The 24,688-nt window shown below is 71.9% G+C and carries 23 protein-coding genes; 17 read left to right on the top strand and 6 right to left on the bottom strand.

Annotated features, from left to right (window positions below):
* Positions 1-42: 42 nt before the first annotated feature.
* The 3 genes from EP26_RS14780 to EP26_RS14770 all read left to right on the top strand — a co-directional run bounded on the left by EP26_RS14780 (position 43) and on the right by EP26_RS14770 (position 3,214).
* On the top strand, positions 43-1,170 hold the full coding sequence (locus EP26_RS14780; RefSeq protein ID WP_052389204.1) for a patatin-like phospholipase family protein: 1,128 nt from the start codon (positions 43-45) through the stop codon (positions 1,168-1,170).
* Between the two features lie 77 nt (positions 1,171-1,247).
* Positions 1,248-2,213, top strand: coding sequence for a cyclase family protein (locus EP26_RS14775; protein ID WP_043339516.1), 966 nt, complete (start codon positions 1,248-1,250; stop codon positions 2,211-2,213).
* A gap of 143 nt (positions 2,214-2,356) precedes the next feature.
* Complete coding sequence (locus tag EP26_RS14770; RefSeq protein WP_157033550.1) at positions 2,357-3,214, top strand: hypothetical protein; 858 nt, start codon at positions 2,357-2,359, stop codon at positions 3,212-3,214.
* 22 nt (positions 3,215-3,236) lie between these two features.
* Here EP26_RS14770 and EP26_RS14765 read toward each other — a convergent pair whose 3' ends face one another.
* Complete coding sequence (locus EP26_RS14765; protein ID WP_052389203.1) at positions 3,237-3,836, bottom strand: DedA family protein; 600 nt, start codon at positions 3,834-3,836, stop codon at positions 3,237-3,239.
* Positions 3,833-5,521 carry an ArnT family glycosyltransferase gene (locus EP26_RS14760; protein ID WP_245624406.1) on the bottom strand — a complete coding sequence of 563 codons (1,689 nt, stop codon included), beginning with the start codon at positions 5,519-5,521 and terminating at the stop codon, positions 3,833-3,835. Before EP26_RS14760 ends, EP26_RS14765 begins: the two co-directional genes overlap by 4 nt.
* Before the next feature lie 48 nt (positions 5,522-5,569).
* Here EP26_RS14760 and EP26_RS14755 point away from each other — a divergent pair, with 48 nt between their 5' ends.
* The 8 genes from EP26_RS14755 to EP26_RS14720 all read left to right on the top strand — a co-directional run bounded on the left by EP26_RS14755 (position 5,570) and on the right by EP26_RS14720 (position 12,951).
* Complete coding sequence (locus EP26_RS14755; RefSeq protein WP_043339513.1) at positions 5,570-6,826, top strand: RsmB/NOP family class I SAM-dependent RNA methyltransferase; 1,257 nt, start codon at positions 5,570-5,572, stop codon at positions 6,824-6,826.
* Between the two features lie 170 nt (positions 6,827-6,996).
* Positions 6,997-7,677 (top strand): ribulose-phosphate 3-epimerase, encoded by a 681-nt coding sequence (rpe, locus tag EP26_RS14750; protein ID WP_043339511.1) that lies wholly within the window; start codon positions 6,997-6,999, stop codon positions 7,675-7,677.
* Entirely contained in the window at positions 7,677-9,332 is a 1,656-nt protein-coding gene (locus EP26_RS14745; protein ID WP_211259447.1) for a heparinase II/III family protein, read from the top strand. The genes rpe and EP26_RS14745 overlap by 1 nt, the downstream gene beginning before the upstream one ends.
* 13 nt (positions 9,333-9,345) lie before the next feature.
* Entirely contained in the window at positions 9,346-10,464 is a 1,119-nt protein-coding gene (locus EP26_RS14740; RefSeq protein WP_043339509.1) for a glycosyltransferase family 4 protein, read from the top strand.
* Between the two features lie 15 nt (positions 10,465-10,479).
* A complete protein-coding gene (locus EP26_RS14735; protein ID WP_043339553.1) occupies positions 10,480-10,968 on the top strand; it encodes a YcgN family cysteine cluster protein in 489 nt (162 codons plus the stop codon).
* Entirely contained in the window at positions 10,965-11,903 is a 939-nt protein-coding gene (locus EP26_RS14730) for a dihydrodipicolinate synthase family protein (protein WP_043339508.1), read from the top strand. The genes EP26_RS14735 and EP26_RS14730 overlap by 4 nt, the downstream gene beginning before the upstream one ends.
* Before the next feature lie 35 nt (positions 11,904-11,938).
* The gene (locus EP26_RS14725) at positions 11,939-12,220 is read left to right on the top strand and encodes a cupin domain-containing protein (RefSeq protein ID WP_281177085.1); all 282 of its coding nucleotides are present in this window, start codon (positions 11,939-11,941) and stop codon (positions 12,218-12,220) included.
* Between the two features lie 32 nt (positions 12,221-12,252).
* On the top strand, positions 12,253-12,951 hold the full coding sequence (locus EP26_RS14720; protein WP_043339506.1) for a M48 family metallopeptidase: 699 nt from the start codon (positions 12,253-12,255) through the stop codon (positions 12,949-12,951).
* Between the two features lies 1 nt (position 12,952).
* Here EP26_RS14720 and EP26_RS14715 read toward each other — a convergent pair whose 3' ends face one another.
* On the bottom strand, positions 12,953-13,390 hold the full coding sequence (locus EP26_RS14715) for a CBS domain-containing protein (protein WP_043339504.1): 438 nt from the start codon (positions 13,388-13,390) through the stop codon (positions 12,953-12,955).
* Positions 13,391-13,477: 87 nt separating this feature from the next.
* Between EP26_RS14715 and EP26_RS14710 the strand changes: the two genes are divergently transcribed.
* From EP26_RS14710 to EP26_RS14690, 5 genes are read left to right on the top strand one after another with little or no spacing between them, the layout of a single operon-like run.
* Positions 13,478-15,166 carry an acyl-CoA dehydrogenase family protein gene (locus EP26_RS14710; RefSeq protein ID WP_052389201.1) on the top strand — a complete coding sequence of 563 codons (1,689 nt, stop codon included), beginning with the start codon at positions 13,478-13,480 and terminating at the stop codon, positions 15,164-15,166.
* Positions 15,166-15,789 (top strand): TetR family transcriptional regulator, encoded by a 624-nt coding sequence (locus EP26_RS14705; protein WP_043339502.1) that lies wholly within the window; start codon positions 15,166-15,168, stop codon positions 15,787-15,789. Before EP26_RS14710 ends, EP26_RS14705 begins: the two co-directional genes overlap by 1 nt.
* A 49-nt stretch (positions 15,790-15,838) precedes the next feature.
* Positions 15,839-16,993, top strand: a complete 1,155-nt coding sequence (locus EP26_RS14700; RefSeq protein WP_157033547.1) for a Gfo/Idh/MocA family protein — start codon at positions 15,839-15,841, stop codon at positions 16,991-16,993.
* A gap of 3 nt (positions 16,994-16,996) precedes the next feature.
* Entirely contained in the window at positions 16,997-18,154 is a 1,158-nt protein-coding gene (locus tag EP26_RS14695) for a dihydrodipicolinate synthase family protein (protein ID WP_043339500.1), read from the top strand.
* Positions 18,154-18,963: a sugar phosphate isomerase/epimerase family protein gene (locus EP26_RS14690; RefSeq protein WP_043339498.1), complete on the top strand. Its 810-nt coding sequence runs from the start codon at positions 18,154-18,156 to the stop codon at positions 18,961-18,963. Before EP26_RS14695 ends, EP26_RS14690 begins: the two co-directional genes overlap by 1 nt.
* Here the strand turns inward: EP26_RS14690 and EP26_RS14685 are convergent.
* From EP26_RS14685 to EP26_RS14675, 3 genes are read right to left on the bottom strand one after another with little or no spacing between them, the layout of a single operon-like run.
* Entirely contained in the window at positions 18,932-20,194 is a 1,263-nt protein-coding gene (locus EP26_RS14685) for an alpha/beta fold hydrolase (RefSeq protein ID WP_211259446.1), read from the bottom strand. The genes EP26_RS14690 and EP26_RS14685 overlap by 32 nt on opposite strands.
* A 25-nt stretch (positions 20,195-20,219) precedes the next feature.
* On the bottom strand, positions 20,220-21,800 hold the full coding sequence (locus EP26_RS14680; RefSeq protein WP_043339497.1) for a hydantoinase B/oxoprolinase family protein: 1,581 nt from the start codon (positions 21,798-21,800) through the stop codon (positions 20,220-20,222).
* Entirely contained in the window at positions 21,797-23,791 is a 1,995-nt protein-coding gene (locus EP26_RS14675; protein WP_043339495.1) for a hydantoinase/oxoprolinase family protein, read from the bottom strand. Before EP26_RS14675 ends, EP26_RS14680 begins: the two co-directional genes overlap by 4 nt.
* A gap of 94 nt (positions 23,792-23,885) precedes the next feature.
* On the opposite strand from EP26_RS14675, the gene EP26_RS14670 reads away from it, so the two are divergent.
* Positions 23,886-24,647, top strand: coding sequence for an SDR family oxidoreductase (locus tag EP26_RS14670; RefSeq protein ID WP_043339494.1), 762 nt, complete (start codon positions 23,886-23,888; stop codon positions 24,645-24,647).
* Positions 24,648-24,688: the final 41 nt, after the last annotated feature.

Here is a 24,688-nt window from a genome sequence, read left to right as displayed (position 1 = left end):
TCCGGTGCAGCAACCGCTGCCGCTTCCCCTTGGAGATGCCTCATGGAGCCCATCGATTGCCCCTTCAGCCGCATCGCCCTGGTGTTGCAGGGGGGCGGGGCGCTCGGCTCCTATCAGGCGGGGGTCTATCAGGCGCTGCACGAGGCGGAGCTGGAGCCGGACTGGCTGGCCGGCGTCTCGATCGGGGCGGTCAATGCGGCGATCATCGCCGGCAACCGGCGGGAGGACCGGCTGGAACGGCTGCAGGCCTTCTGGCGCCGCATCACCGAGCGGCCGGTCTGGCCCTTCACGCCGGATGGCGACACGCTGCGGCGGGCGCGGAACGGGACGAGCGCGCTCGGGACGATCCTGCTCGGGACGCCCGGCTTCTTCGCGCCGAACAGCGTCAATCCCTGGTTCGCGCCGCGCGGGGCGGCGGGGGCGACGGCCTTCTACGACACCACGCCGCTGCGGCGGACGCTGGAGGAGCTGGTCGACTGGGACCTGCTGGCGAAGCCGGGCGGGCATCCGCGGCTGGCGGTCGGCGCGGTCAATGTGCAGACGGGCAATTTCCGCTACTTCGACAGCGCGCAGCAGCGCCTGGGGCCGGAGCATGTCATGGCCTCGGGCGCGCTGCCGCCGGGGCTGCCGATGGTGAAGGTGGACGGCGCCCATTACTGGGATGGCGGGCTCGTCTCCAACACGCCGCTGCAATACCTGCTGGAGGACGAGATCGACAGCCGCGACGCGCTGGTCTTCCAGGTGGACCTGTTCCCGGCGCGGGGCGCGCTGCCGCGCGACATGGAGGAGGTGCTGGGGCGGGAGAAGGACATCCGCTACTCCTCGCGCACGCGGATGAACACGGATGCCTTCCGCACCCGGCGCGAGTGGCAGGTGCGGCTGCGGCAGATCCTCGGCAAGGTGCCGGAGGAGGCGCTGAGCGAGGAGGATCGCCGCCTGCGCGAGAGCCTGGCGCGGCTGCCGCGGCTGGCGATCCTGCAGATGGTCTACCAGGCGCGGGCCTACGAAGGGCAGTCGAAGGATTACGAGTTCGGCCCCGACACGATGCGCGAGCACTGGGCCAGCGGCTACGAGGACACGGTGCGGACGCTCAAGCGCCGCGACTGGCTGGAGCTGCCGCCGGAGGTGCCGGGGATCGTCACGCATGACCTGCACCGCGAAGGCGAATAGGCCGTGATCGCGCTGGCGTGACCGCCGGCGGGGCTGTTGCTGCCGCTATCCTCCCGGGCCTGTTACGGGAGGAAACAATGCTGAAGACGATCGGCAAGGCGGTCCTGGCGGCGGCGGTGCTGGCGCCGCTCGCGGCCTCGGGTCAGCAGGGGGGGCAGCAGCAGGGGGCGAATTGGTATCCCTCGCGCTATGGGGCGGATGACCAGATCGGCGCGATGAACCTGCTGACGCCGCAGAAGGTGCTGGAGGCGGCGCGGCTGGTGCAGCGCGGGCAGGTCTACCGGCTCGGCGTGCCGGTGGGGCGGGAGACGCCGGCCTTCCCGCCGCGCAGCGCTTCGATCACGGTGATGATGCCCGACCAGTTCGAGGGGGCGACGGTGCCTTCCGAGAACCGCATGTCCTATGCGGACGACATGTTCACCGGCTGGCTCGGCGTCGGCAGCCAGATCGACAGCTTCGCGCATCTCGGCATCGACAACGTCTTCTACAACGGCAACCACGCGCGCGACTTCATCCGCACGACGGGCGTCACGCGGCTCGGCGTCGAGGGCATCCCGCCGATGGTGACGCGGGGCGTGCTGGTGGACATGGCGAAGGCGCGCGGCAAGCCGATGCTGGAGGAGGGCGAGGTCATCAGCGCCGACGACCTGCGCGCGGCGATGCGCGACCAGGGCGTCGAGGTGCGGCAAGGGGACGTCATCCTCATCCATACCGGCTGGGTGGAGCTGCTGGAGCGGGACCCGGCGCGGTTCGGCAAGGGCGAGCCGGGGATCGACAATGGCGCGGCGGAATTCCTCGCCTCGCTCGGCGTCGTCGCGGTGGGGGCGGATACCTGGGGGGTCGAGGCGGTGCCCTTCAAGAACCCGAACCGCGTCTGGGAGGGGCATCAGACGCTGCTGGCGAAGAACGGCATCCACATCCTCGAGGTGATGGACACGCGGGCGCTGGCGCGGGACGGGGCGAAGGAATTCCTCTTCGTGCTGGGGCAGCCGCTGCTGCGGGGTGCGGTGCAGGCGATCATCAATCCGATCGCCATCCGCTGAGGGCGGCCTTCAGGCATCCAAACTCCTGCTCGTGACGGGCGCGGGCCGATCAACCGAACCGGGATCGGGCCGGCTCGGCCGGTGATGCCGTCCGGTCAGATGAGCAAGAGCTCGAACCAGAAGCAGACACCCGGAGGACGGCCATGCGTGGGATGCTTCTCACCTGTTGCGTGCTGGCATTGCCAGCTTGCGGCACATTCATCGACCGGGGTGTTTCAACGACCCTCTCGAAAGAGGAAGACAGGTGCGCGGCGCCGACAGCCGGAGGAGCCGTGCCTGTCGCGGCGGGCGATCTGCGGCGATCAAACCAGGATCTCAGCTGGTCCTATCTCTTCGGCGAGGTGGATCGTCCGATGGAATTGAGGCGCCGATATATCGAGCCCTGCCGCATCGACCAAGTTTCCGCATGGATCGCCTCGGGCCCCGATCCGACGCGTCGTCGGGATGAGGCCGTGGGCGTGCTGGCCGCGGCATCGGCGGAACGCTGCGCCGATTACTTGGCGGTGCTGACGGATGTCGAGCGCAGCAACAACTTCTCGCTCGGCTCCCTGGCGACCTTGCTGGGCGGACTCGGGGCCATCTTCACGCCCGCGGCCACCGCCCGGGCATTGTCGGGTGCGGCGGGCATCACCAGCGGCGTCCGGGCGGAAATGAACAGTGCCTTCTTCTACAGCAATGCAATGGGCTCGATCCGGAAGGCCATCGAGGACCGTATGGCCCGGCAATGGCAGGTGCTGGCGGATCGCCTCCGGGTCGAACCGGTGGATAAGTTGCCCTACTCCCAGGCCCAGGCGGAAGTGGAGCGTATCCACGGCCAGTGCTCGCTGGGTGGGGGGTTCGCCGAGATCAACGGTGCCCTTCTGACGCGCGACGTCATCCAGCGCATGAACGAGGTCGCCGATGCGCTGCGTAGCGTGAAGGCGCCGCCCGCTGGCGGTGCCGGTGGCCGTGCCTCGGGTCCCGCTGGTGGGAAGCCCGCAGCCGCCGGACAGGGACCGTAGCGATGGGCGGCGGCGCTGACCCTTACCCCGCCCGTCGCGCCCGGCGGATGCGGAGGCCCACGATGAGGAGGATCAGCGCCGTCAGGGAGAGGCCGGCGGTGCCGGCCCAGTCCTCGATCAGGTGGAACTGGTCCTCGAGCAGGTAGCCGGCGGTGGCCAGCCCGCCGGTCCAGATCGAGGTGCCGAGGGCGCTGAAGCCGTAGAAGACCGGTCGCGGCAGGGCGACGAGGCCGGCCGGGACGGAGATGCCGGTGCGGAGGCCGGGCATCATCCGCGCCAGGCAGACGGCCGCGGCGCCGTTGCGGCGGAGCGCGGCTTCGGCGCGGTCGAGGGTCTGGGGGGTGAGGCCGACATAGCGGCCGAAGCGGTCGGTGAGGCGGCGGATGCGAGCGGTGCCGAAGGCCCGCGCGGCCTCGTACCAGAAGGCGTTGCCGGCGAGCGAGCCGGCGATGCCGGCGGCGATCACGCCCTCGATCGACAGCTGGCCGCGGGCGGCGGCGAAGCCGGCGAGGGGCATGATCACCTCCGACGGGATCGGCGGGAACAGGTTCTCGGCGACCATCAGCAGGAAGACGCCGATGAGGCCGGCCGAGACGACGAGGTCGGAGGCCCAGGCGATCATGACGGCAGCCTGAAGAGCAGCAGCGTCACCCATCGGCCGCGGGAGTAGTTGAAGCCGGTGACGCTGGCCACCTCCTGCGGCAGCAGGGCGATGGCGGTGGCACGCCGGCGGAAATCGGCCTCGGCGCGGTCGCCGACGGCGACGACGCGGCCCGGCCCGGCGGCGAGGAAGTCGGCGGCGTCGGCGCCGGTGCGGAGGAAGCGCACGTCCTGGCCGAGGGCGAAGAGCACCGAGGGCTCGCTATGCCCGGTGATGCCGAAGCGGTCCGCGGGCAGGCCGGGGGCGCGGGACTCGACCGCCTGGGCGAGGCGGGGGCCGACCCAGAGCGGGGCGAGGTGGGGAGCGACGCCCTCCAGCACCGCCGCGTAGAGCGGGACGGCGAGCAGGGCGCCGAGCAGGCCGGCGCGGCCCCAGGCGCGCAGCCGGGCGGCGCGGAGGGCCAGGTAGACGAGGGCGCCGGCGGCGGGGATCGCCAGCAGGCCGGCGGGGAGGATGCGGCGCTCCAGGTACCAGGGCGCGGCGAGCGCGGCGGCGGCGAGCGCTGCGGCGACCAAGAGGAGGGCGGCGATGCCGGTCCAGCGCAGCCAGCGGCCGGGCGGGTTGCGCATCGGGTTGATCGCCCAGGCGGCGCCGAGCAGCATCAGGGCCGGGTAGAGCGGCAGGGTGTAGTGCGGCAGCTTGGTCTGCACCGCCTCGAAGACCAGCCAGGAGGGCACCACCCAGGCGAGGAGGAAGCGGGTCGGCGGGTTCAGCCGGTCGCGCCAGGCATTGGGCAGGGCGGCGAGCACGATCCAGGCGCCGGGGAAGGCGGCGATGGCGAAGGTCAGCAGGTAGTAGCCGGGCGGGCCCCAGTGCTTCTCCTCGCCGGAGCCGATCTTGGAGAGCATGTCGCCGCCGACGGCCTGCTGGAAGAAGCGGCCCTCCGTCGCCAGGCCGATGGCGATGAACCACGGCGCGGCGGCGGCGATCATCAGGGGCAGGCCCCAGCCGGGACGCAGCGCGCGGAGCCAGGGGGCCTCGCGGTCGCTCACGGCCAGGGTGATGCCAGCGAGCAGCGGGACCATCGGGCCGATCGGGCCTTTCAGCAGGATGCCCAGGCCCAGCAGCAGCCAGAAGCCGGCGGCCTGGCGGGCGGTGAAGGCGTCGGGGCGGAGATAGGCCTGGCCGAACAGGCCCATGGCGCCGGCGATGGTGGCCAGCAGGGCGGCGTCGGTCTTGGCGATATGGGTCTCGGCAACCAGTACCAGGGAAGAGGCGAGCATGGCCGAGCCGAGCAGCGCCGCCCGCCGCCCCACCAGGGCGCGGCCCCAATGGAAGGTGGCCAGCACCGCGAGCAGGGCGCCGGCGAGGCTCGCCAGGCGGTAGGGCCAGATCATGTCGCGGGTGCCGAGATGCGTGGCTTCCACCAGATGCACCGAGGCGGCCTGCAGCCAGTGGATGCCGGCGGGCTTCTTGTTGCGCTCCTCCTCGCCGAAGCGGATGCGGACATAGTCGCCGCTCTCGACCATCTGCCGGGTGGCCTGGGCGAAGCGGGCCTCGTCGCGGTCGGTAGCCGGCAGGGTGAAGAAGCCCGGCAGCCAGAGCAGCAGGCAGAGCAGGACCAGGAAGAGCTTCGGCCGGCGTTGCAGCGCATCGGGCAGGAGGCCGAGCGAGGGGTCCGGGCTGGAGAGGGCCGAGAGATGCATGGGTCGGCGGACTAGCACGCGCCGGGGACGGGGGCCATAAACCGCCGCATGTCCTCCCATCTCGGTTCCCCGACCCGCCGTGCCGCGCTCGCCCTGCTCGAGGCGGTGATGACCCGCCATCGTCCGCTGGAGGAGGCGCTGGATGCGCTGCCGAAGGGGATCGCGCCGCGCGACAAGGCGGCGGCGCACCGAATCGCGGGGGCGGTGCTGCGGCGGGCGGGGAGCCTGGATGCGGTGCTGGAGCCCTTCCTGCGGCGGGAGCCGCCCTCCGAGGTGCGGCAGGCACTGCGCATGGGGGCGGCGGAGCTGCTGCTGCTCGGGACGCCGGCGCATGCGGCGGTGGCGAGTTGCGTGACGCTGGTGCCGAAGCCCTTCACCGGCCTCGCCAATGCAGTGCTGCGGCGGGTGGCGGAGGCGGGGGCGGCGGCGCTCGATGGGCTGGATGCGGAGCGGCTGGATACGCCGCCCTGGCTGTGGTCGGCTTGGCATGCGGCCTATGGGCCAGGTGTGCGGGCGATCGCGGCGGCGCATCGGGCGGAGGCGCCGCTCGACCTGTCGCTGGCGCCGGGCGTGGCGGCGCCGGAGGGGGGCGAGGCCTTGCCGACGGGGAGCTGGCGCTATCCGCCGGGGACGCGGGTGGCCGAGATGGAGGGCTTCGCCGAGGGCGGGTTCTGGGTGCAGGACGCGGCCGCGGCGCTGCCGGCGCGGGTGCTGGGGGTCAGGCCAGGGGAGCGGGTGCTCGATCTCTGCGCGGCGCCGGGGGGGAAGACGGCGCAGCTCGTGGCGGCCGGGGGGCAGGTGGTGGCGGTGGAGCGGGAGCCGCGGCGGGCGGCGCGGCTGCGGGAGAACCTGGCGCGGCTCAGGCTGGAGGCGGAGGTGGTCGAGGCGGATGCGGCGGCCTGGGATGCGGGCGGGGCGGTGTTCGACGCGGTGCTGCTCGATGCGCCCTGCACCGCGACGGGGACCATAAGGCGGCATCCGGACGTGCCTTACCTCAAGCGGTCGCGGGACGTGCCGGCGATGGCGGAGGTGCAGCGGGCGCTGCTGGCGGCGGCGGCGCGGCGGGTGGCGCCGGGGGGGCGGCTGGTCTTCGCCACCTGCTCATTGCAGCCGGAGGAGGGGGAGGGGCATGCGGCGCCGGAGGGGTTCGTCGCCGATCCGGTGCGGGCGGATGAGGTGCCGGGGTTGGAGGCGGCGGTGACCCCGGCGGGGACGCTCAGGACGCGGCCGGATCTCTGGGCGGAACGGGGTGGGATGGATGGGTTCTTCGTAGCGCGGTGGCGGCGGGATTCGCCGGCAGCTTGAAGGGCCCGGGTCGGGCGGCTATCCCGGTCCTTCGGTATGCCTCAGGACCGTCGTGAGCCCCGGCAGCGATGGCGGGGCTTCGTCATTTTGAATGCGTGTTGCGGAACGAGGCGTGGAGCCGGGCCGGGCCGCCTTGCCCCGGCCCTCCCGCCGCCGCTAGAACCGCCGGGATGCCTCAGCGCCCCGTCCGGATTGCTCCCTCCCTGCTCGCCGCCGATTTCGCCCGCCTCGGCGAGGAGGCGCGGGCCGTCGCCGATGCCGGGGCTGACTGGCTGCATCTCGATGTCATGGATGGGCATTTCGTGCCCAATATCAGCTTCGGGCCAGTGGTGGTGAAGGCGCTCCGGCGGCACCTTTCCATCCCCTTCGACGTGCATCTGATGATCGCGCCGGCGGACCCGTATCTCGCCGCCTTCGCCGAGGCGGGGGCGGACTGCATCAGCCTGCATCCGGAGGCGGGGCCGCATCTGCACCGGAGCCTGCAGACCATCCGCGCACTCGGCAAGCGGGCGGGGGTGGTGCTCAATCCAGCGACGCCGGTGAGCGCGGTGGAAACCGTGCTCGACCTCTGCGACCTCATCCTCGTTATGTCGGTCAATCCGGGGTTCGGGGGGCAGAGCTTCCTCGACAGCCAGCTCGGCAAGATCACGGTGCTCAGGCGGATGATCGATGCGCATGAGGCGGCCGGCGGGCAGCCTATCGACCTCGAGGTGGATGGCGGGGTGACGGCGGAGACGGCGACGCGCTGCGTCGCCGCGGGGGCGGATGCGCTGGTGGCGGGGACTTCCGTGTTCGGCAAGCCGGATTATGCGGCGGCCATAAGGGCGCTTCGACCCAAGGTGTTGGACTGATGCGCGATATCATCCGCGGGACGCGGCGTTTCATCTCCGGCTTGCGGCCGGTGAAGGTGCCGGATGCGCCGGCGCGGGCCTTCCGCGATCTCTGGCCAGGGGATGCCAACCGCGGGGCGCGGTTGCTGCGGGGGGAGTTCGAGTATCTCGGCACGACGCATCGGCTCGACCCGGAGAGCGGGGCGGGGTGGGATGCGGCGGCGGGGCCGGTCGCGTGGCGGGCGGCGGCGCATGGCTTCGCCTGGATGCGCGACCTGCGTGCGCTGGGCACCGATGCGGCGCGGATGCGGGCGCGGGACCTGGCCGAGGACTGGCTTGGGCGCGGGGCGGATGAGGTGCTGGCCCAGGCGCCGGATGTCGCGGCCGCGCGGGTCTCGGCCTGGCTCGGGCATTGGGACTTCCTGGCGGCGACCGCAGAGGACGGGTTCCGCAAGCGGCTGCTCGTCAGGCTGGCGCAGGATGCGCGGGGGGTCGTCGGCTCGCTGCCCGCCGAGGCGATGCATCGCGGGGCGCTCGTCACCCTGAAGGGGGCGATCGCGGCGGCCGTCGCGCTGGAGGAGGAGGCCTGGATGACGCGGGCGCTTCGCTTCCTGCCCGGGGAGCTGGAGCGGCAATTCCACCCGGATGGCGGGCATGTCGAGCGCTCGCCGGCGCAGCAGCTGCTGGCGATGCAGGACCTGATCGAGATCCGCAACCTGCTGCATGGGGCGGGGATCAATCCGCCGGCCCTGCTGGCCACGGTGCTGGAGCGGGCGGGGCAGGCGCTCAGGCTGTTCCGGCATGGGGATGGCGGGCTCGCGCAGTTCAACGGCACCAGGGAGGAGGGGGCGGGGCTCGTTGACCTCGTCCTCACCCAGGGGCAGGCGCGGGGCCGCGCGCCGATGCTGCTGGAGGAGACGGGCTTCCATCGCTTGCAGGCGGGGCGGACGCTGGTGATCGCCGATGCCGCGGCGCCGCCGCCGGCGCGCGCGCGGGATGCCGAGACGGGGTTGCCGCGCGGGGCGGATCGCTATGCGCACGCGGGGTCGCTCTCCTTCGAGATGTCGGTGGGGCGGGACAGGCTGATCGTCAATTGCGGCGCGGCGCCGGGGGCGGAGGGCGCCTGGCGCGATGCGCTGCGGGCGACGGCGGCGCATTCGACGCTGATCCTCGCCGATACCAACAGCAGCGAGCTGAAGGATGAGGGGCTCGGGCGGCGGCCGGAGCGGGTCGAGCAGGAGCGGCACGAGGCGAATGGCGCGCAGTGGCTGGAGGCGAGCCATGACGGCTGGCGGAAGCCCTTCGGCGCGGTGCATCGGCGGCGGTTCTACCTGGCCGAGTCCGGGGACGACCTGCGCTGCGAGGATATCGTCGAGATGCTGGAGCAGGGGGCGAAGCCGCCGGGCTTCGTCGTGCGGTTCCACCTGCATCCGGGGGTGACGGCGAGCCTGGTCGAGGACGAGGCGGCGGTGCTGCTGCGGCTGCCCTCCGGCCAGAGCTGGCGGCTGCGCGCCAACGGCGCCACGGTCAGCCTGGAGGAGAGCCTCTACCTGGGCGGCGAGCAGCGGCGGAACAGCCAGATCGTGCTTTCGGCCGAGCCGGGGCAGGATACGGTGCAATGGGCGCTCGGCCGGGTGACGGCGGCGGCGGCACCGGGCGAGGCGGCGGAAGCCTGACCGCGCCCTGAAGATCGCCCCCAAAAAAATAGCGGAAGTCACGAATGTCGATTTCTCGCTGCGGCACTTCCTGCTGCCGCTGATGCGGGGCGCCCGCGCCCGGGGGCATGAGGTGGTGGGGCTTTGTGCCGAGGGGCCCTTGCTCGACCTGCCGCGGGCGGAGGGGTTCCGCGTCATCCCGGTGCCGATGGCGCGCAGCCTCAATCCGGTGGCGCAGGCCAGGTGCCTGCGGGAGCTGCATCGGGTGTTCCGGGCGGAGCGGTTCGACCTGGTGCATGCGCATATGCCGATCAGCGGGCTGCTGGCACGGGCGGCGGCGAAGGCGGCGGGGGTGCCGAAGGTCGCCTATACCTGCCATGGCTTCCTGTTCAACCAGCCGGGGCCGGCTTGGCGGCGGGGGCTGGCGCTGGCGCTTGAGCGTGCGGCGGGGCGGATCACCGATACCTACCTCACCGTCAGCGAGGAGGAGGCCGGGGATGCAAGGCGGCTCGGCATCCATCCCGGGGCCGTGCCGGTGCTGAATGGGCGGGACCCGGCGCTGTTCCGGCCGGATGCGGGGGCAAGGGCGGCGGTCAGGGCGGAGCTCGGCGCGGGGGAGGGGGCGTGCGTGGTGCTCGCGGTCTCACGCCTCGTGCGGCACAAGGGCTATCCCGAATTGCTCCGGGCGATGGAGGAGGTGCCGGGGGCGGTCCTCTGGGTGGTGGGCGAGCGGCTGGCGACGGATCATGGCGAGGATCTGGAGCCGTGGTTCGCGCGGGCCGAGGCGGCGATGCCGGGGCGCGTCAGGCGGCTCGGGTATCGGCATGACGTGGCGCGGGTGATGGCGGCGGCGGATGTCTTCACCTTGCCGAGCCATTTCGAGGGGCTGCCGATGTCGATCATCGAGGCGATGCTCTGCGGGCTGCCGGTGGTGGCGACCGATATCCGCGGCTCGCGGGAGATGGTGGCGGAGGGGGAGACGGGGTTCCTCGTGCCGCCGGCGACCGTCGGGCCGCTGGCGGCGGCGTTGGGGCGGCTGGCGGGCGATGCCGGGATGCGGGCGCGGATGGGGGCGGCGGGGCGCGAAAGGGCCGCGGAGCGCTTCGACGAGGCGAAGGTGGTGGGGCGGACCCTCGATCTGCTGGGGCTGTAGGTCTAAGGTGGGGTGGTGAACAATATCCTGCCCTTCTGGAAGACCAAGCCGCTCCAAGCGATGAATCGCGCCGAGTGGGAGAGCCTCTGCGACGGATGCGGGCGGTGCTGCCTGCACAAGCTGCGCGACGAGGATACCGAGGAGGTGGTCTTCACCGAGGTCGCCTGCCGGTTGCTCGACACCGGGAGCTGCCGCTGCCGCGACTATGCGAAGCGCCGGCAGCATGTGCCGGATTGCGTGAAGCTGACGCCGGCGCGGGTCGCCGCGATCGACTGGCTGCCGCCGACCTGCGCCTACCGGCTGGTGGCGGAGGGGCGCGACCTGTTCTGGTGGCATCCGCTGATCTCGGGTACTCCGGAGACGGTGCATGAGGCCGGGGTTTCGGTGCGCGGGCGCGCGGTGACGGAGCGCGAGGCGGGTGCCCTCGAGGATCATGTGGTGGAATGGCCGGGGCAGCTGCCGCGCAAGGCGCGGCCTCCGGTGAAGCGAGGAGAGAGATCATGAAGGATGCCCTGTTCGGCGGCGTGAATGCCGCGGTGCTGACGGCGATGAAGCCCGATCTCTCGCCCGATCCGGCGCGGATGGCGGGGCATGCGAAGTGGCTGCTGGCCAATGGCTGCAACGGGCTCGGCGTGCTCGGCACCACGGGCGAGGCGAACAGCTTCGGCTTGCACGAGCGGAAGGAGATCCTCGAAGGCCTGGTCGCCAATGGCGTGCCGGCGGCGACGATGATGCCGGGCACGGGCACCGCCTCGCTCGCCGATACCGTCGAGCTGACGCTGCATGCGAAGGCGCAGGGCTGCCGCGGCGTGCTGGTGCTGCCGCCCTTCTACTACAAGAACCCGAGCGATGACGGGCTCTTCGCCTGGTTCTCCGAGGTGGTTCAGCGCGTGGGCGGCGGGATCGCGCTCTATCTCTACAATTTCCCGCAGCAATCGGCGGTGCCCTTCAGCCTCTCGCTCATCGAGCGGATGCTGAAGGCTTTCCCCGGCGTGGTGAAGGGCGTGAAGGACAGCAGCGGCGACTATGCCAACATGAAGGCGATGATCGACGCCTTCGCCAAGGACGGGTTCGAGGTCTATTCGGGCTCGGACGAGTATGTGCAGAAGATCCTGGCCGAAGGTGGGGCAGGCTGCATCACCGCGGCGAGCAATGCGAACAGCCATTGGGGCGGCATCGTCTATGCGAAGCGCACCGGCCCGGAGGCGGATGCGGCGCAGGCGGTGCTGACGGCGACGCGCAAGGCGGCGACGAGCGTGGCGCTGATCCCGGGGCTGCGCGAGATCATCGCGCGCAGCACGGGCGACGATGGCTGGCGCACGATCCGGCCGCCGCACCTGAAGCTGTCGCAGGCGCAGGCAGATGCGGTCTGGAAGGCCTGGGAGGCGGCGGGTGCGCTGCCATTGCCGGGGCTGGGCGTGAAGGCCGCCGCCGAGTGAGCTTCACCGAGCCCATGAGATGCCGGGAGCCCGCCGTGGGCACCGTGCAGATCGACGACGAGAACATCCGCGTCACGCGCTGGGACTTCAATCCCGGTGCGGAGACGGGGTGGCACCGGCATGGCTGGCTCTATGTCGTCGTGCCGGTGACGGATGGCACGCTGCTCGTCGAGCTCGCGGGCGGCGAGACGGTGACAGCGGAGCTGAAGGCGGGTGTCTCCTACACGCGGACAGCGGGCGTGGAGCACAACGTCGTCAATGCCGGGAGCGCGCCGCTGTCCTTCGTCGAGACGGAGCTGAAAGCGTTGCCGGGTTGAACGGCGGTCCGCTTGCTGCGCATGGTCGCCTGATGGACAGCATCGACGACTCTATCGGGCAGGAGGCCGATTTTTCCGGCCCCGTGCAATGGCGGCGCTCGGCCCGGGCGCGGCGCGTGAGCCTGCGCATCGATGTGCGGAGCGGCGCCGTCGTGGTGACCCTGCCCCTGCGGGCGGGACGGCCGGCGGGCGTCGCGCTGCTGAAGACCCATGCGGCCTGGGTGCGGGAGAGGCTGGCGGCGCTGGCGCCGCCGGTGGTCTTCATGCCTGGGGCGGAGGTTGCGGTCGGTGGCGTGGCGCATGTGGTGCGCATCGTCCCGGGGCGGCCGGGCGAGGCCTGGCTGGAGCCGGGCGCGATCCTGCTGGGCGGTGACGGGGAAGTCGCGGCGCGCGTCGCGACGCTGCTGCGCGAGGTTGCGTCGGAGCGGATCGCGGGGATGGTGGCGCGGCATGCGGCGGTGCTCGGCGTCGCGGCACGGTGCGTGCGGTTGAAGGATACCAGGAGCCGCTGGGGGAGCTGCGCGCCGGATGGCACGCTCGCCTTCTCCTGGCGGCTGGTGATGGCGCCGGGCTGGGTGCTCGACTACGTGGTCGCGCATGAGGTGGCGCATCTCGGCGCGATGAACCATTCGCCGGAATTCTGGGCGCTGGTCGAGCGGCTGACGCCGCATCGGCATGCGGCGGTCGCCTGGCTCAAGGAGCATGGGCCAGGGTTGCTGCGGGCGGGCTGAATCAGCCGCTGCGCTGCCGCACGGCGGCTTTCAGCGCTTCGAGGTCGCGCTGGTGGAGCGTGATGCGGTGCTTCACCAGGTCGCGGATGCTGACGATGCCGGCGAGCTCGCCATCCTCCATCACCGGCAGGTGGCGGAAATAGCCGGCATCCATGATCTCCATCGCCTGGTCGATGGAGCTGCGCATGGAGATGGTGGTCACCTGGCGGGTCATCAGGTCGCTGGCCGTCAGCTCGAGGACGCGGGCGCCGTGCCTGGCGAGGGCCTTCACCACGTCGCGCTCGGAGACGATGCCGACCAGGCCGCCATGGTCGGCGAGCACCACCAAGGCGCCGATGCGGCGCGAGGCGATGATCGCGGCGATCTCGGCGATGGGGGCCTCGGGCGAGACGGAGACCACGTTGCGGCCCTTCTCGCGGATGACGGCGGCGATGGTCATGGCGCTCGTTCTCCCTGTGTGATGGCTTTTGCCTGCCCTTGGCCGGGAGCCTAGCATGGCGGAAACGGGAGGGGGCATGGTGACGTGATGGACAGCCTGCCGATCATGCCGGCGCCGGTGGGCGCCGAGGCGGTGCCGGACGCGCGGGGGATCAATCTCTGGCGGGCCGATCCGTGGGCGCGGCCGCTGCTGGGGCTCTACCTGCCGGAGGGGTTGCTGGCGCATCTGCTGCCGCATCTCGACCGGATGGGGGCGCTGGCGGGCGGGCGGCTGGATGAGCTGGCCGGCGTCGCGGACCGCAACCCGCCGGTGCTGAAGCCGCGGACGCGGCGGGGCGAGGATGCGGCGGCGATCGACTATCACCCGGCCTATCGGGAGATGGAGCGGGTTGCCTTCAGCGAGTTCGGGCTGGCGGCGATGTCGCACCGGCCGGGGGTGCTGGGCTGGGCCGAGGCGATGCCTCCAGCGGCGAAATATGCGCTGAGCTATCTCTTCGTGCAGGCGGAGTTCGGGCTGTGCTGCCCGCTCTCGATGACGGATGCGCTGGCAAGGACCTTGCGGCGGTTCGGCGATGCGGATTTGGTGGCGCGGTATCTGCCGGGGCTGACCGCGACCGATCTCGACGCTCTGCGGCAGGGCGCGATGTTCATGACGGAGCAGGGAGCGGGGTCGGATATCGCCGCGACGGCCGTCATCGCCGAGGAGCGCGGGGATGGGAGCTGGGCGCTCACCGGCGACAAGTGGTTCTGCAGCAATCCGGATGCGGGGGTGGCGCTGGTGCTGGCGCGGCGCGTCGGTGGGCCGGCGGGGCTGCGCGGCGTGTCGCTCTTCCTGCTGCCGCGAGAGCGGCCGGATGGCACGCGCAATGCCTACCGGATCGTGCGGCTGAAGGAGAAGCTCGGCACGCGGTCCATGGCTTCGGGGGAGATCAGGCTGGAGGGGGCGACGGCCTTCCTCGTCGGCGAGCCGGAGGCGGGGTTCCGGCAGATGGCCGACATGGTCAATGCCTCGCGCCTGTCGAACGGGATGCGGGCGGCGGGGCTGATGCGGCGGGCGGTGACAGAGGCGATGTTCGTCGCGCGGCATCGCATGGCCTTCGGGCGGCGGCTGGTGGAAATGCCGCTGATGCGGCGGCAGCTGATGAAGCTCGTCCTGCCGATGGAGCAGGCGCGGAGCATGGTGTTTCAAGCCGCCGAGGCGATGCGGCGGAGCGATGCGGGGGAGGAGGGGGCCTATGCCTTGCTCCGCATCCTGACGCCGTTGCTGAAGTTCCGGGCGTGCCGGGATGCGCGGCGGGTGACGGGCGACGCGATGGAGGTACGCGGGGGCTGCGGCTATATCGAGGAATGGGCCGATCCCCGGCTGGTGCGGGATGCGCATCTCGGCAGCATCTGGGAGGGGACGAGCAATATCGTCGCGCTCGACGTGCTGCGGGCGGCGCAGCGCGAGGGGTCGCTGCCGGTGCTGCGCGCGCATGTGCAGGGGCTGCTCGGCAATGGCGATGCGCTGCCGGGGGCGATGCCGGCCTTCGAGCGGGCGGCGGCGCTGGCCGAGCGGGCGCAGCAGGAGCCGGCGCTGGCGCGGCAGGCGGCGAGTGCGCTCTATCACCTGACGAGTGCGGCGACGATGGCCTGGGAGGCGGGGCGGCTTCAGGACGCGGAGCGGCTGGAGCTGGCGCGGCTGGTGCTGCGGCATCGGGTGATGCCGCGCGATCCGCTGGCGGCGGAGGATGAGCCGGTTTCCGAGGCGCTGCTGGCGAAGGTGCTGGCGGGGTGATGGATGGGCTCTCGCCGCGGGCGGCGGCGACGCGGCAGCGCATCCTCGATGCGGCGCTCGCCGAATTCGCCGAGAAGGGGCTGGCGGGGGCCCGCGTCGATGAGATCGCGCTCAGGGCAGGCGCCAACAAGCGGATGCTCTACGCCTATTTCGGCAGCAAGGAAGAGCTGTGGCTCACCGTGCTGGAGGGCGCCTATGCGGCCAAGCGGGCGGAGGAGCGGGCGCTTTGCGTCGAGGCGCTGCCACCGGCGGAGGCGATGCGGCGGCTGGTTGAGTTCAACCTGCGCTACACGGCGGCGCATCCGGAATTCGTCGCGCTGCTCAATCAGGAGAACATCCATCGCGCGGCCTATCTGCGGAAGTCCGAGGGGGTGCCGGCGCTCTACTCGCCGCTGCTCGGGCAGATCGGCGCGGTGCTGACGCGGGGGGCGGAGGCAGGGGTGTTCCGGCGCGATGTCGACCCGGTGCAGCTCTACATCACCATCGTCGGGCTTGGGCATTTCTTCGTGGCCAACCGCTACACCCTTGCCACGGCGCTGCGGGCGGAGTTCGGGAGCGAGGCGGCGTTGGCGGAGCGGGAGCGGCATGCCGTCGATGTGGTGCTGGGCTATCTGCGGCCTTGACTCCGGGTTTGGGTAACTGGATGGTTACCTGAACGAAGGGGAGGCGGCCATGGCGGTGAGGCGCATCGGCATCATCATGAACGGCGTGACGGGCCGGATGGGAACGAACCAGCACCTCATCCGCTCGATAGCCGCGATCCGCGCCGATGGCGGCGTCAGGCTGGCGAATGGGGATCGGGTGATGCCGGACCCGGTGCTGGTCGGGCGCAACCGGGAGAAGCTGGAGGCGCTGGGGCGGGCGCATGGGGTCGAGCGGGTCTCGACCGACCTCGATGCCTGCCTGGCCGATCCGCGGGACGAGTTGTTCTTCGATGCGGCGACGACGCAGCTGCGGGCGGGACTGATCGAGCGGGCCATTGCTGCGGGCAAGCATGTCTATGTCGAGAAGCCGACGGCGGGTCGGCTGGAGGATGCGCTGCGCGTGGCGCGGCTCGCCAGGGCGGCGGGCATCAAGCATGGGGTGGTGCAGGACAAGCTGTTCCTGCCCGGGCTGCGCAAGCTGAAGATGGTGATCGACAGCGGCTTCCTCGGGCGCATCTGCAGCGTGAAGGGGGAGTTCGGCTACTGGGTCTTCGAGGGGGATCTGCAGCCGGCGCAGCGGCCCTCCTGGAACTACAAGGCGGCGGAGGGCGGGGGGATCATCCTCGATATGCTCTGCCACTGGCGCTACGTGCTCGACAACCTCTTCGGCGAGGTGGAGGCCGTCTCCTGCCTTGGGGCGACGCATATCCCGGAGCGAATCGGCGAGGATGGCAGGCCGTACAGGGCGGATGTGGACGATGCGGCCTATGCGACCTTCCAGCTGCGGGGCGGCGTGGTGGCGCACATCAATTCGAGCTGGGTGACGCGGGTCAGGCGGGACGACCTCGCCACCTTCCAAGTGGATGGGACGCATGGCAGCGCCGTCGCCGGGTTGCAGCGGTGCTGGACGCAGAGCCGCGTCAATACGCCGAAGCCGGTTTGGAATCCGGATATCCCGCAAGCCATCGACTTCTTCGGTGGCTGGCAGGAGGTGCCGAGCACGCAGGATTATCCGAACGGCTTCCGGGTGCAGTGGGAGATGTTCCTGCGGTATCTCGCGGGCGAGGTGGAGAGCTTTCCGTGGGATCTCTTCGCGGGGGCGAAGGGGGTGCAGCTGGCGGAGGCGGGGCTGCGAAGCTGGCGGGAGCGGCGGTGGATCGACATCCCCGTCTTGGAGGGCTGAGGCATGGTGAGCATCGATCTGCCGAAGGGTGCGGGTATCGAGCGGTTCACGTTGAGCGAGCCGCGCAGCTTCCCGAAGGCGCATCCGCCTTTTCCGCGCATCGCCCTCGCCGCGGCGCATGTGGTGGCCGATCCGCGTGTCGAGCAGGATCCGTGGCTCGACATCAAGGTGGATTGGGAGCGGACCATCGCCTTCCGGCGGCATCTCTGGTCGCTCGGGCTGGGCGTCGCGGAGGCGATGGATACGGCGCAGCGGGGGATGGGGCTCGACTGGGCGGGGGCGCAGGAGCTGGTGCGGCGCAGCCTGGAGGCGATGCGCGAGGTGCCGGGGGCGGTGATGGCGAGCGGGGCGGGGACGGACCATCTCGCGCCGGGGCCGGATGTCTCCGTCGATGACGTCATCAGGGCCTACGAGGAGCAGTGCGAGGCCATCGAGGCGATGGGCGGGCGCATCATCCTGATGGCGTCGCGGGCGCTGGCGAAGGCGGCGAAGGGGCCGGCGGATTACGAGCGGGTCTATGCGCGCATCCTCAGCCAGGTGCGGGAGCCGGTGATCATCCACTGGCTCGGCGAGATGTTCGACCCGGCGCTCGAGGGCTATTGGGGCAATGCCGAGCATTACAGGGCGATGGAGACGGCGCTGGCCGTGATCGCCGGACATGCGGCCAAGGTGGATGGGGTGAAGATCAGCCTTCTCGACAAGGAGAAGGAGATCGCCATGCGGCGGCGGCTGCCGGCCGGCGTGCGGATGTATACGGGGGATGACTTCAATTACGCCGAGCTGATCGCGGGAAATGCGGACGGGCATTCGGATGCGCTGCTCGGCATCTTCGACCCGATCGCGCCGGCGGTGGGGGGCGCGCTGGCGGCGTTGCAGGCGGGCGATCTTGACGGCTTCCATGGCATCCTGGCGCCGACGGTGCCGCTGAGCCGGCATATCTTCCGGGCGCCGACGCGGTTCTACAAGACGGGCGTGGTGTTCATGGCCTGGCTCAATGGGCATCAGGACCACTTCACCATGCTCGGCGGGCAGCAATCGGCGCGAAGCATCGGGCATTTCGCCGAGCTGTTCCGGCTGGCGGATGCGGCGGGGCTGCTGCAGGACCCGGAGATGGCCGTCGTGCGGATGCGGGCGCTGCTCGCGGTGCATGGGGTGGCGTGATGGAGGGGCTGTCGCTCAACACCGTCACCGTCAGGGACCGGTGGACGCTCGCGCAATGCATCGAGGGCTGTGCGCGGCATGGCATCCCGGGGATTTCGCCCTGGCGGGACAAGCTTGCCGAGATGGGTGTCGCGGCGGCGGCGCGGCGGATCCGGGAGGCGGGGCTGTTCGTCTCGGGGCTTTGCCGGGGCGGGATGTTTCCGGCGGCGGATGCGGCGGGGCGCAGGGCTGCGATCGAGGATAATCTGCGGGCCATCGAGGAGGCGGCGGCGATCGGGGCGCGGTGCCTCGTCGTGCTGGGGGGCGGGTTGCCGGCGGGGTCGAAGGACTTGCTGGGAGCAAGGGCGATGTTCCGGGAAGGGCTCGCGGAGGTACTGCCAGCGGCGAGGGCGGCGGGTGTCACCATCGCGCTGGAGCCGCTGCATCCGATGACCTGTGCGGATCGGAGCGTGCTGAGCACGCTGGGGCAGGCGCTAGATCTCGCCGAGGAGTTCGGCGAGGGCGTCGGGATCGCGCTCGATGTCTATCATGTCTGGTGGGACCCGGAGCTGGCGCAGCAGGTGGCGCGGGCGCGGGGGCGGATCGCGGCCTTCCATGTCTGCGACTGGCTGGTGCCGACGCAGGACCTCGTCTTCGATCGTGGGATGATGGGGGATGGGGTGATCGACATCCCCGCCATCCGGGCGATGGCGGAGGCAGCGGGCTATGAGGGCGCGGCGGAGGTCGAGATCCTGTCGCGGCGCTGGTGGGCGGAGGAGCCGGACCGGGTGCTTCAGGTCATGAAGGAGCGGTTCGCTTCGGCCTGCTGAGCATCGCCTCCAGCACCGGCAGGAGGTGGGGTTTCAGGGCGGGCCAGTTCTCGCTCATCGGGAAATGGCCGAGGCCGGGCATGATCGTCAGCGTGGCGCCGGGGATGGCGGCGGCGGTCGTCTCGCTGTCCTCGGGGCGGCATGAGTAGTCGTATTCGCCGGTGAGCAGGGCGACGGGGCAGCGCGCCGTGTCGATGCGGGCGAGCTTGGGGCGGAGGTCGCCTTCCTCGGCGTAGAAATGCAGGTCGCCGCGGAAGATGCCGGGGCCGCCCTGGGCGTAGTGCCAGAGCGTCTCCCACTTCGCCGCCTCGGGCGAGGCCGGGCCGACCAGGCCGGAGACCATGGCGGCGCAAGCCTCGCCGCCATGGATGTGCGGGTGGTGCAGCGCATCCAGCTCGTAGTAGCGGCCGGTGAAGGCGCTGCCCTGCAGGCCGATGACGCCGCCGAGGGCATCCGGGTGCTCCGCCGCGAGGTCGAGCACGATGCGGCCGCCGATGGAGCAGCCCATGACGACGGGCCGCTCCAGGCGGAGGGCGGCGGCGATGGTCATCACCAGGCCGGTATAGGCGGCGGTGGTGAGGCGGTAGTCCTCGCGCTCCCAGCCGGGCGGGGGGCTCGACTTGCCGTGGCGGGGCATGTCGAAGGCGATGCAGCGGAAGCGGCTGGTGATGTCGGCATCGTTCAGCAGGTCGCGCCACTGGCGGCCGTCGCTGCCGGCGGTGTGCAGTAGCAGCAGGGGCTGGCCGGAGCCGGCTTCCTCGACATAGAGGCGGTGCGGGCGGCCGGCGATGTCCATGCGCAGGTAGCGGCCGGTGATGGGCTCGATCTCGATGCGGCCGAAGCGAGCAGCCTCGGCAGGGACGGGCGCGGGGTGGCCGGCCAGCAGGCCAAGCAAGCCTTTGAACCAAAGCAGATGGGCGAAGAAGAGGTTGGTGTCGCCCTCCACCATGAGGGCGCCCTGGCGGCGGAGCGCCAGCAGGTCGTGCCAGCCGGGCTGCGGCTCCGGCGCGGCGAAGCGGGCGAAGCCTTCCTCGGTGATGCGGAGCGCGAGGGTGGAGCGCGGCATCAGGAAGGGGCCGGGTTTGAGTGCGGCAAGGCGGCCGTCGTGGAGGAAGAGCAGCCAGGCGGCCTCGCCGATCTCGAGCAGCAGATCGGCCGTCAGGTGGCGGCCGTGGCGGGCGAGCGCCGGTTCGGCCAGGCGCGCGGCGAGATTGTCCAGCTTGGGCTGCATTCTTGTTGTCCTCCCTTTGGGTCGGTCAGTCCGGCGGCCCGTAGCCTCCGCCGCCGCTGGTCTGGAGGATGACGCGGTCGCCCTCGCGGACCAGGAGGTTGGCCTTGCCGCGCAGCTCTTCCTCTGTGCCTTCGGGGCGGCGGAGCAGGCAGCGGAAGGGGGCGCCTGCCTCGCCGCCCGCCAGGCCCCAGGGCGGGATGACGCGGCGCTCGAACATCGTCGTCAGCGACATCTCGGGGGCAAGGACGTGGTACTCGCGCTCCGTTCCGGCGCCGCCCGCATGGCGGCCGGCGCCGCCGGAGCCGGGCAGGAGCGCGTGGCGCTCGATGCGGATGGGGAATTCCGCCTCGATGATCTCGGCCGGGGTGTTGTTGGTGTTGGTGAGGTGGACGCGCGTCGCGGCAGAGCCGGGGCGGTCGTGGCGGGCGCCCTCGCCGCCGCCATGGGGCTCGTAGAGCGTCTTCCAGGCGCCGTCGCGGCCGGCGCCGCCGAAGATCAGGAGGCCGGCGGTGGTGGAGCCGCCGGCGGAGAGGCGCTCGGGGATCACCTCGGCGAAGGCGCGGAAGATGGCGTCGACCAGGCGCTGCGAGGTCTCGTGGTTGCCGCCGACGAGGGGCTTTTCCTTGGGCGGGTCGAGGAGGGAGCCGGGGCGGGTGACGACGGTCAGCGGGCGGTAGCAGCCGCCGTTGGGCTGGATCTCGGGGCCGGCGATGGCCTTCATCGCGTAGTAGACGGCGGCCGCGGTGACGTAGGGGGTGGTGTTGAGGGGGCCCGCCAGGGCGTCGTCGGTGGCGGAGAAGTCGAAGCGCGCCGTCTCGCCGGTGATGTCGATGCGGACGCGGAGGGCGGCGGGGGCGCCGCCGGGCCCGTCATCGTCGAGGAAGTCTTCGCCGGTGAAGGTGCCCTGGGGGAGGGAGGCGATGGCGGCGCGCATGGCGGCCTCGGAGCGGTCGTGGAGGGCGGCCATGGCCCCCTCCACCGTCGCGGCGCCATGGGTGGCGCAGAGGTCGAGGAGGCGGCGCTCCGCCGTTGCCGTCGCGGCGAGCTGGGCGAGCATGTCGCCCTCGCGCTCGGCCGGACCGCGGGTGTTGTTGAGGATGACGGCGATCTTCTCCTCGTCGGGGCCGTCGGCGGTGAAGAGGCGGAGCGGCGGGAGGCGGAGGCCTTCCTGCACGGCCTCGGTTGCCGAGGCGACGTAGGAGCCGGGCCAGGCGCCGCCGATATCGGCCCAATGGGCAAGGCTGACGGCGAAGCCGAGCAGGCGGCCCTCGGCGAAGATGGGGCGGATGGCCTTCACGTCCGGCAGGTGGTTGCCGCCGAGCTCGGGCAGGTTGGTGAACCAGACATCGCCGGGGCGGAGGCGCTCGGCGGGCACGCGCTTGAGGAAGGCGCCGACGGTGAAGCTCATCACCCCGAGATGGACGGGGATGTCGCGGCCCTGGGCGACGAGCTGGCCGGTGGCGTCGGTCAGGGCGGAGGAGAGGTCGCCGGCCTCGCGCAGCAGCGGCGAGCGGGCCGAGCGCATGACAACGAAGGACATCTCCTCGGCGATGCCCGTCAGGGCGTGGCGGAGGACTTCCAGGCGGAAGGGGTCGGGCGTGGTCATGCGTCCTCCCGGGTCAGCAGGATGTGGCCGCCGGGCTGCGCCGCTGCGGACCAGCCGGGGGGGACGAGGATGGTGGACCAGTCGTCCTCGATGATGGCGGGGCCGGCGATGCGGTGGGGCGGGGCGAGGCCGCTGCGCTCGTAGCGGGGGGTGGGGAGCGGGGCGTCAGGAGTGAACCAGCAGGGGTCGGTGGCGAAGGGCTCCGGCGGGCCGCTTGTCGGCGCGGGTGGGGCGAGATCGAGGGCGCGCGGGGCGGAGAGGCGGAGGCGGAGGCCGAGCATCTCCCAGGCCTCGCCGGAGGCGAAGCCGAAGAGCGCGCGGTGGCGGGCCTCGAAGGCGGTGCCGAGGCCAGCGGCGTCCGCGGGGCCGGAGAGGGGGACATCGACGGCGTAGGACTGGCCGCGGTAGCGGATGAGGCCGGTCTCCTCGGCGGCGATGGCCTCCCGCGCGACGCCCTGGGCGAGGAGGGGGGCGGAAAGCTCCTCCATCAGCGCGGCGCGGGCGGCGGCGAGGCGGGCGGTGTCGAAATCCTCGCCGGGGAGGCGGAGGGTGCGCTGGCGAGTGTAGCTCATCTCGGCGGCGACACAGCCGAGGGCGGAGAAGGCGGAGGAGGCGTGCGGCACCAGCACGCGGGTGATGCCATAGGTGGCGGCGAGGCCGGTGGCATGCATCGGGCCCATTCCGCCGAAGGCGAGCAGCGTGGCGCCGCGGCCATCGACGCCGCGCTCGACGGTGATCTTGTTGAGCGCGCGGGCCATGGTGGCGTCGGCGACGCGGAGGACGCCGAGGGCGAGTTCGACGACCGGCAGGCCGAGTTGCTCCGCCAGGAGGGCGAAGGCGGCGGTGGCGCGTTCGACATCGAGGGTGATGGTGCCGCCGAGGCGGCGGCGGGGGTTCAGGTAGCCGAGGATGGCATTGGCGTCGCAGACGGTGGGGGCGGTGCCGCCGCGGCCGTAGCAGGCGGGGCCGGGCTCGGCGCCGGCGCTGTGCGGGCCGACCGAGAGGCCGGCCGGGCCATGGCGGACGATGGAGCCGCCGCCGGCGCCGATCGACTCGATGGCGACCATGGGCTGGCGCAGCGGCTGGTCGGCGAGGCGGGCATCGACGGTGATCTCGGCGCGGCCGTCGAGGATCAGCGCCACGTCGGTGGTGGTGCCGCCCATGTCGAAGGAGAGCAGCGCGGCCTCGCCGGTCTCGCGCGCTGCGGCGGCGGCGGCGGCGACGCCGGCGGCGGGGCCGGAGAGGGCCATCAGCAGCGGGCGCTCGGCTGCCGCCTCGGGCGAGGCCATGCCTCCGGCGGAGTGCATGACGTGCAGGCGTGCTTCGGCGGGGAGCTCGGCGCGCAGGCGGGCGAGGTATTCGGCGGCGAGCGGCATGACGGCGGCGTTCAGCACCGTCGCCACACAGCGCTCGTATTCGCGCGCCTCGGGGTTCACCTGGTGGGAGAGGGAGAGGTAGGGGACGCGGTCGCGGAGGCGTTCGGCGAGTGCCAGCTCGTGCGCGGGGTTGGCATAGCTGTGGAGGAGCATCACCGCGATGGTGCGGGTGCCGGTGGCGAGCGCGGCGTCGATGGTGGCGTCGAGATCGGCGAGCGGGCGGAGGATGGTGCCGTCATGCGCCATGCGCTCGGCGACGGGGATGCGGCGGGCGGCGGGGATAAGGGGGGCGGGCTTCGGCGGGACGTCGAGGCGGTAGAGGTCGCGGCGGCTCTGGCGGCCGATCTCGATGATGTCCTCGAAGCCTTCCGTCGCCAGCAGGGTGACGGGCTCCAGCTTGTTCTCGACGATGGCGTTGGTGACGCGGGTGGTGCCGTGGACCAGGTCGGCGATCTCGCCGGGGGCGACGCCGATGGCATCGAGCGCGGCGAAGATGCTGCCGACCGGGTCGGCGGGGCGGGAGGGGACCTTGGCGGTGCGGAACTCCGCGCCACGCGCGCCGACGATGTCGGTGAAGGTGCCGCCGATATCGATGCCGACCTGCCAGCCCGTCATGCGTCGCCCCAGCCTCGTTGTGCGGTGCATCCTGACGGCGGCGTTGCGGGATGGCTAGCCCTGGGCGAAGCTCGCGCGACGGCGGAGGCAGGCGATGCGGCTCAGGGACAAGGTTGCGGTCATCACGGGCGGCGGCTCCGGCCTCGGGCGGGCGACTGCCGTGCTCTTCGCGCGCGAGGGGGCGCGGATCGCCATCGTCGACCGCGATGCGGAGGGCGCGGCGGAGAGCGTGCGGCTGGTGGAGGCCGAGAGGGGCGAGGCGATGGCGCTCGCCTCCGATGTCGGCGAGCCGGGAAGTGCTGACCGTGATGCGGCGGCGGTGCTCGACCGCTTCGGGCGGATCGACGTGCTGTGCTGCTTCGCCGGCTTCTCCTGCGGCGGGACGGTGCTGACGACCGATCCGGCGGACTGGGACGCGGTGTTCCGCGCCAATGTCGGCGGCACCTGGCTCTGGGCGCGGGCGGTGATCCCGGCGATGCAGCGGCAGGGCGGCGGGGCGATCGTCACCACGGCGTCGCAGCTGGCGCTCGCGGGTGGGCGGGGGAATACGGCCTATATCGCGGCGAAGGGGGCGATCCTCTCGCTGACGCGGACCATGGCGCTGGATTTCGTCGGCGACAACATCCGGGTGAATGCGCTGGTGCCGGGGGCGATCGACACGCCGCTGCTGCGGCGGAGCTTCGCCCGGCATAAGGAGCCGCAGCCGGTGATGGCGGCCTCGCGTGCGCGGCATGCGATGGGGCGGTTCGGCCGGGCGGAGGAGGTGGCGGAGGCTGCCTTGTTCCTCGCCAGCGATGCCGCGGCTTTCACCACGGGGACGACGCTGGCCGTCGATGGTGGGTGGCTGGCCGCCTGACGGGCGGTGGTACGAGGATTGCTGAGACGGTCTGGACGGCA

The sequence above is a fragment of the Belnapia moabensis DSM 16746 genome, from assembly GCF_000745835.1.
GTDB lineage: Bacteria > Pseudomonadota > Alphaproteobacteria > Acetobacterales > Acetobacteraceae > Belnapia > Belnapia moabensis.
The sequence above is the reverse complement of the archived record's forward strand: the minus strand, read 5'-3'. Positions and strand labels throughout refer to the sequence as shown.

Coding starts and splice junctions, on each gene's coding strand:
- EP26_RS14770 (WP_157033550.1), top strand. CDS start 2,357: ATGCGTGGGATGCTTCTCACCTGTTGCGTGCTGGCATTGCCAGCTTGC.
- EP26_RS14765 (WP_052389203.1), bottom strand. CDS start 3,836: ATGATCGCCTGGGCCTCCGACCTCGTCGTCTCGGCCGGCCTCATCGGC.
- EP26_RS14755 (WP_043339513.1), top strand. CDS start 5,570: ATGTCCTCCCATCTCGGTTCCCCGACCCGCCGTGCCGCGCTCGCCCTG.
- EP26_RS14720 (WP_043339506.1), top strand. CDS start 12,253: ATGGACAGCATCGACGACTCTATCGGGCAGGAGGCCGATTTTTCCGGC.
- EP26_RS14675 (WP_043339495.1), bottom strand. CDS start 23,791: ATGACGGGCTGGCAGGTCGGCATCGATATCGGCGGCACCTTCACCGAC.
- EP26_RS14780 (WP_052389204.1), top strand. CDS start 43: ATGGAGCCCATCGATTGCCCCTTCAGCCGCATCGCCCTGGTGTTGCAG.
- rpe (WP_043339511.1), top strand. CDS start 6,997: ATGCCTCAGCGCCCCGTCCGGATTGCTCCCTCCCTGCTCGCCGCCGAT.
- EP26_RS14710 (WP_052389201.1), top strand. CDS start 13,478: ATGGACAGCCTGCCGATCATGCCGGCGCCGGTGGGCGCCGAGGCGGTG.
- EP26_RS14775 (WP_043339516.1), top strand. CDS start 1,248: ATGCTGAAGACGATCGGCAAGGCGGTCCTGGCGGCGGCGGTGCTGGCG.
- EP26_RS14695 (WP_043339500.1), top strand. CDS start 16,997: ATGGTGAGCATCGATCTGCCGAAGGGTGCGGGTATCGAGCGGTTCACG.
- EP26_RS14715 (WP_043339504.1), bottom strand. CDS start 13,390: ATGACCATCGCCGCCGTCATCCGCGAGAAGGGCCGCAACGTGGTCTCC.
- EP26_RS14685 (WP_211259446.1), bottom strand. CDS start 20,194: ATGCAGCCCAAGCTGGACAATCTCGCCGCGCGCCTGGCCGAACCGGCG.
- EP26_RS14680 (WP_043339497.1), bottom strand. CDS start 21,800: ATGACCACGCCCGACCCCTTCCGCCTGGAAGTCCTCCGCCACGCCCTG.
- EP26_RS14705 (WP_043339502.1), top strand. CDS start 15,166: ATGGATGGGCTCTCGCCGCGGGCGGCGGCGACGCGGCAGCGCATCCTC.
- EP26_RS14760 (WP_245624406.1), bottom strand. CDS start 5,521: ATGCATCTCTCGGCCCTCTCCAGCCCGGACCCCTCGCTCGGCCTCCTG.
- EP26_RS14745 (WP_211259447.1), top strand. CDS start 7,677: ATGCGCGATATCATCCGCGGGACGCGGCGTTTCATCTCCGGCTTGCGG.
- EP26_RS14730 (WP_043339508.1), top strand. CDS start 10,965: ATGAAGGATGCCCTGTTCGGCGGCGTGAATGCCGCGGTGCTGACGGCG.
- EP26_RS14700 (WP_157033547.1), top strand. CDS start 15,839: ATGGCGGTGAGGCGCATCGGCATCATCATGAACGGCGTGACGGGCCGG.
- EP26_RS14670 (WP_043339494.1), top strand. CDS start 23,886: ATGCGGCTCAGGGACAAGGTTGCGGTCATCACGGGCGGCGGCTCCGGC.
- EP26_RS14690 (WP_043339498.1), top strand. CDS start 18,154: ATGGAGGGGCTGTCGCTCAACACCGTCACCGTCAGGGACCGGTGGACG.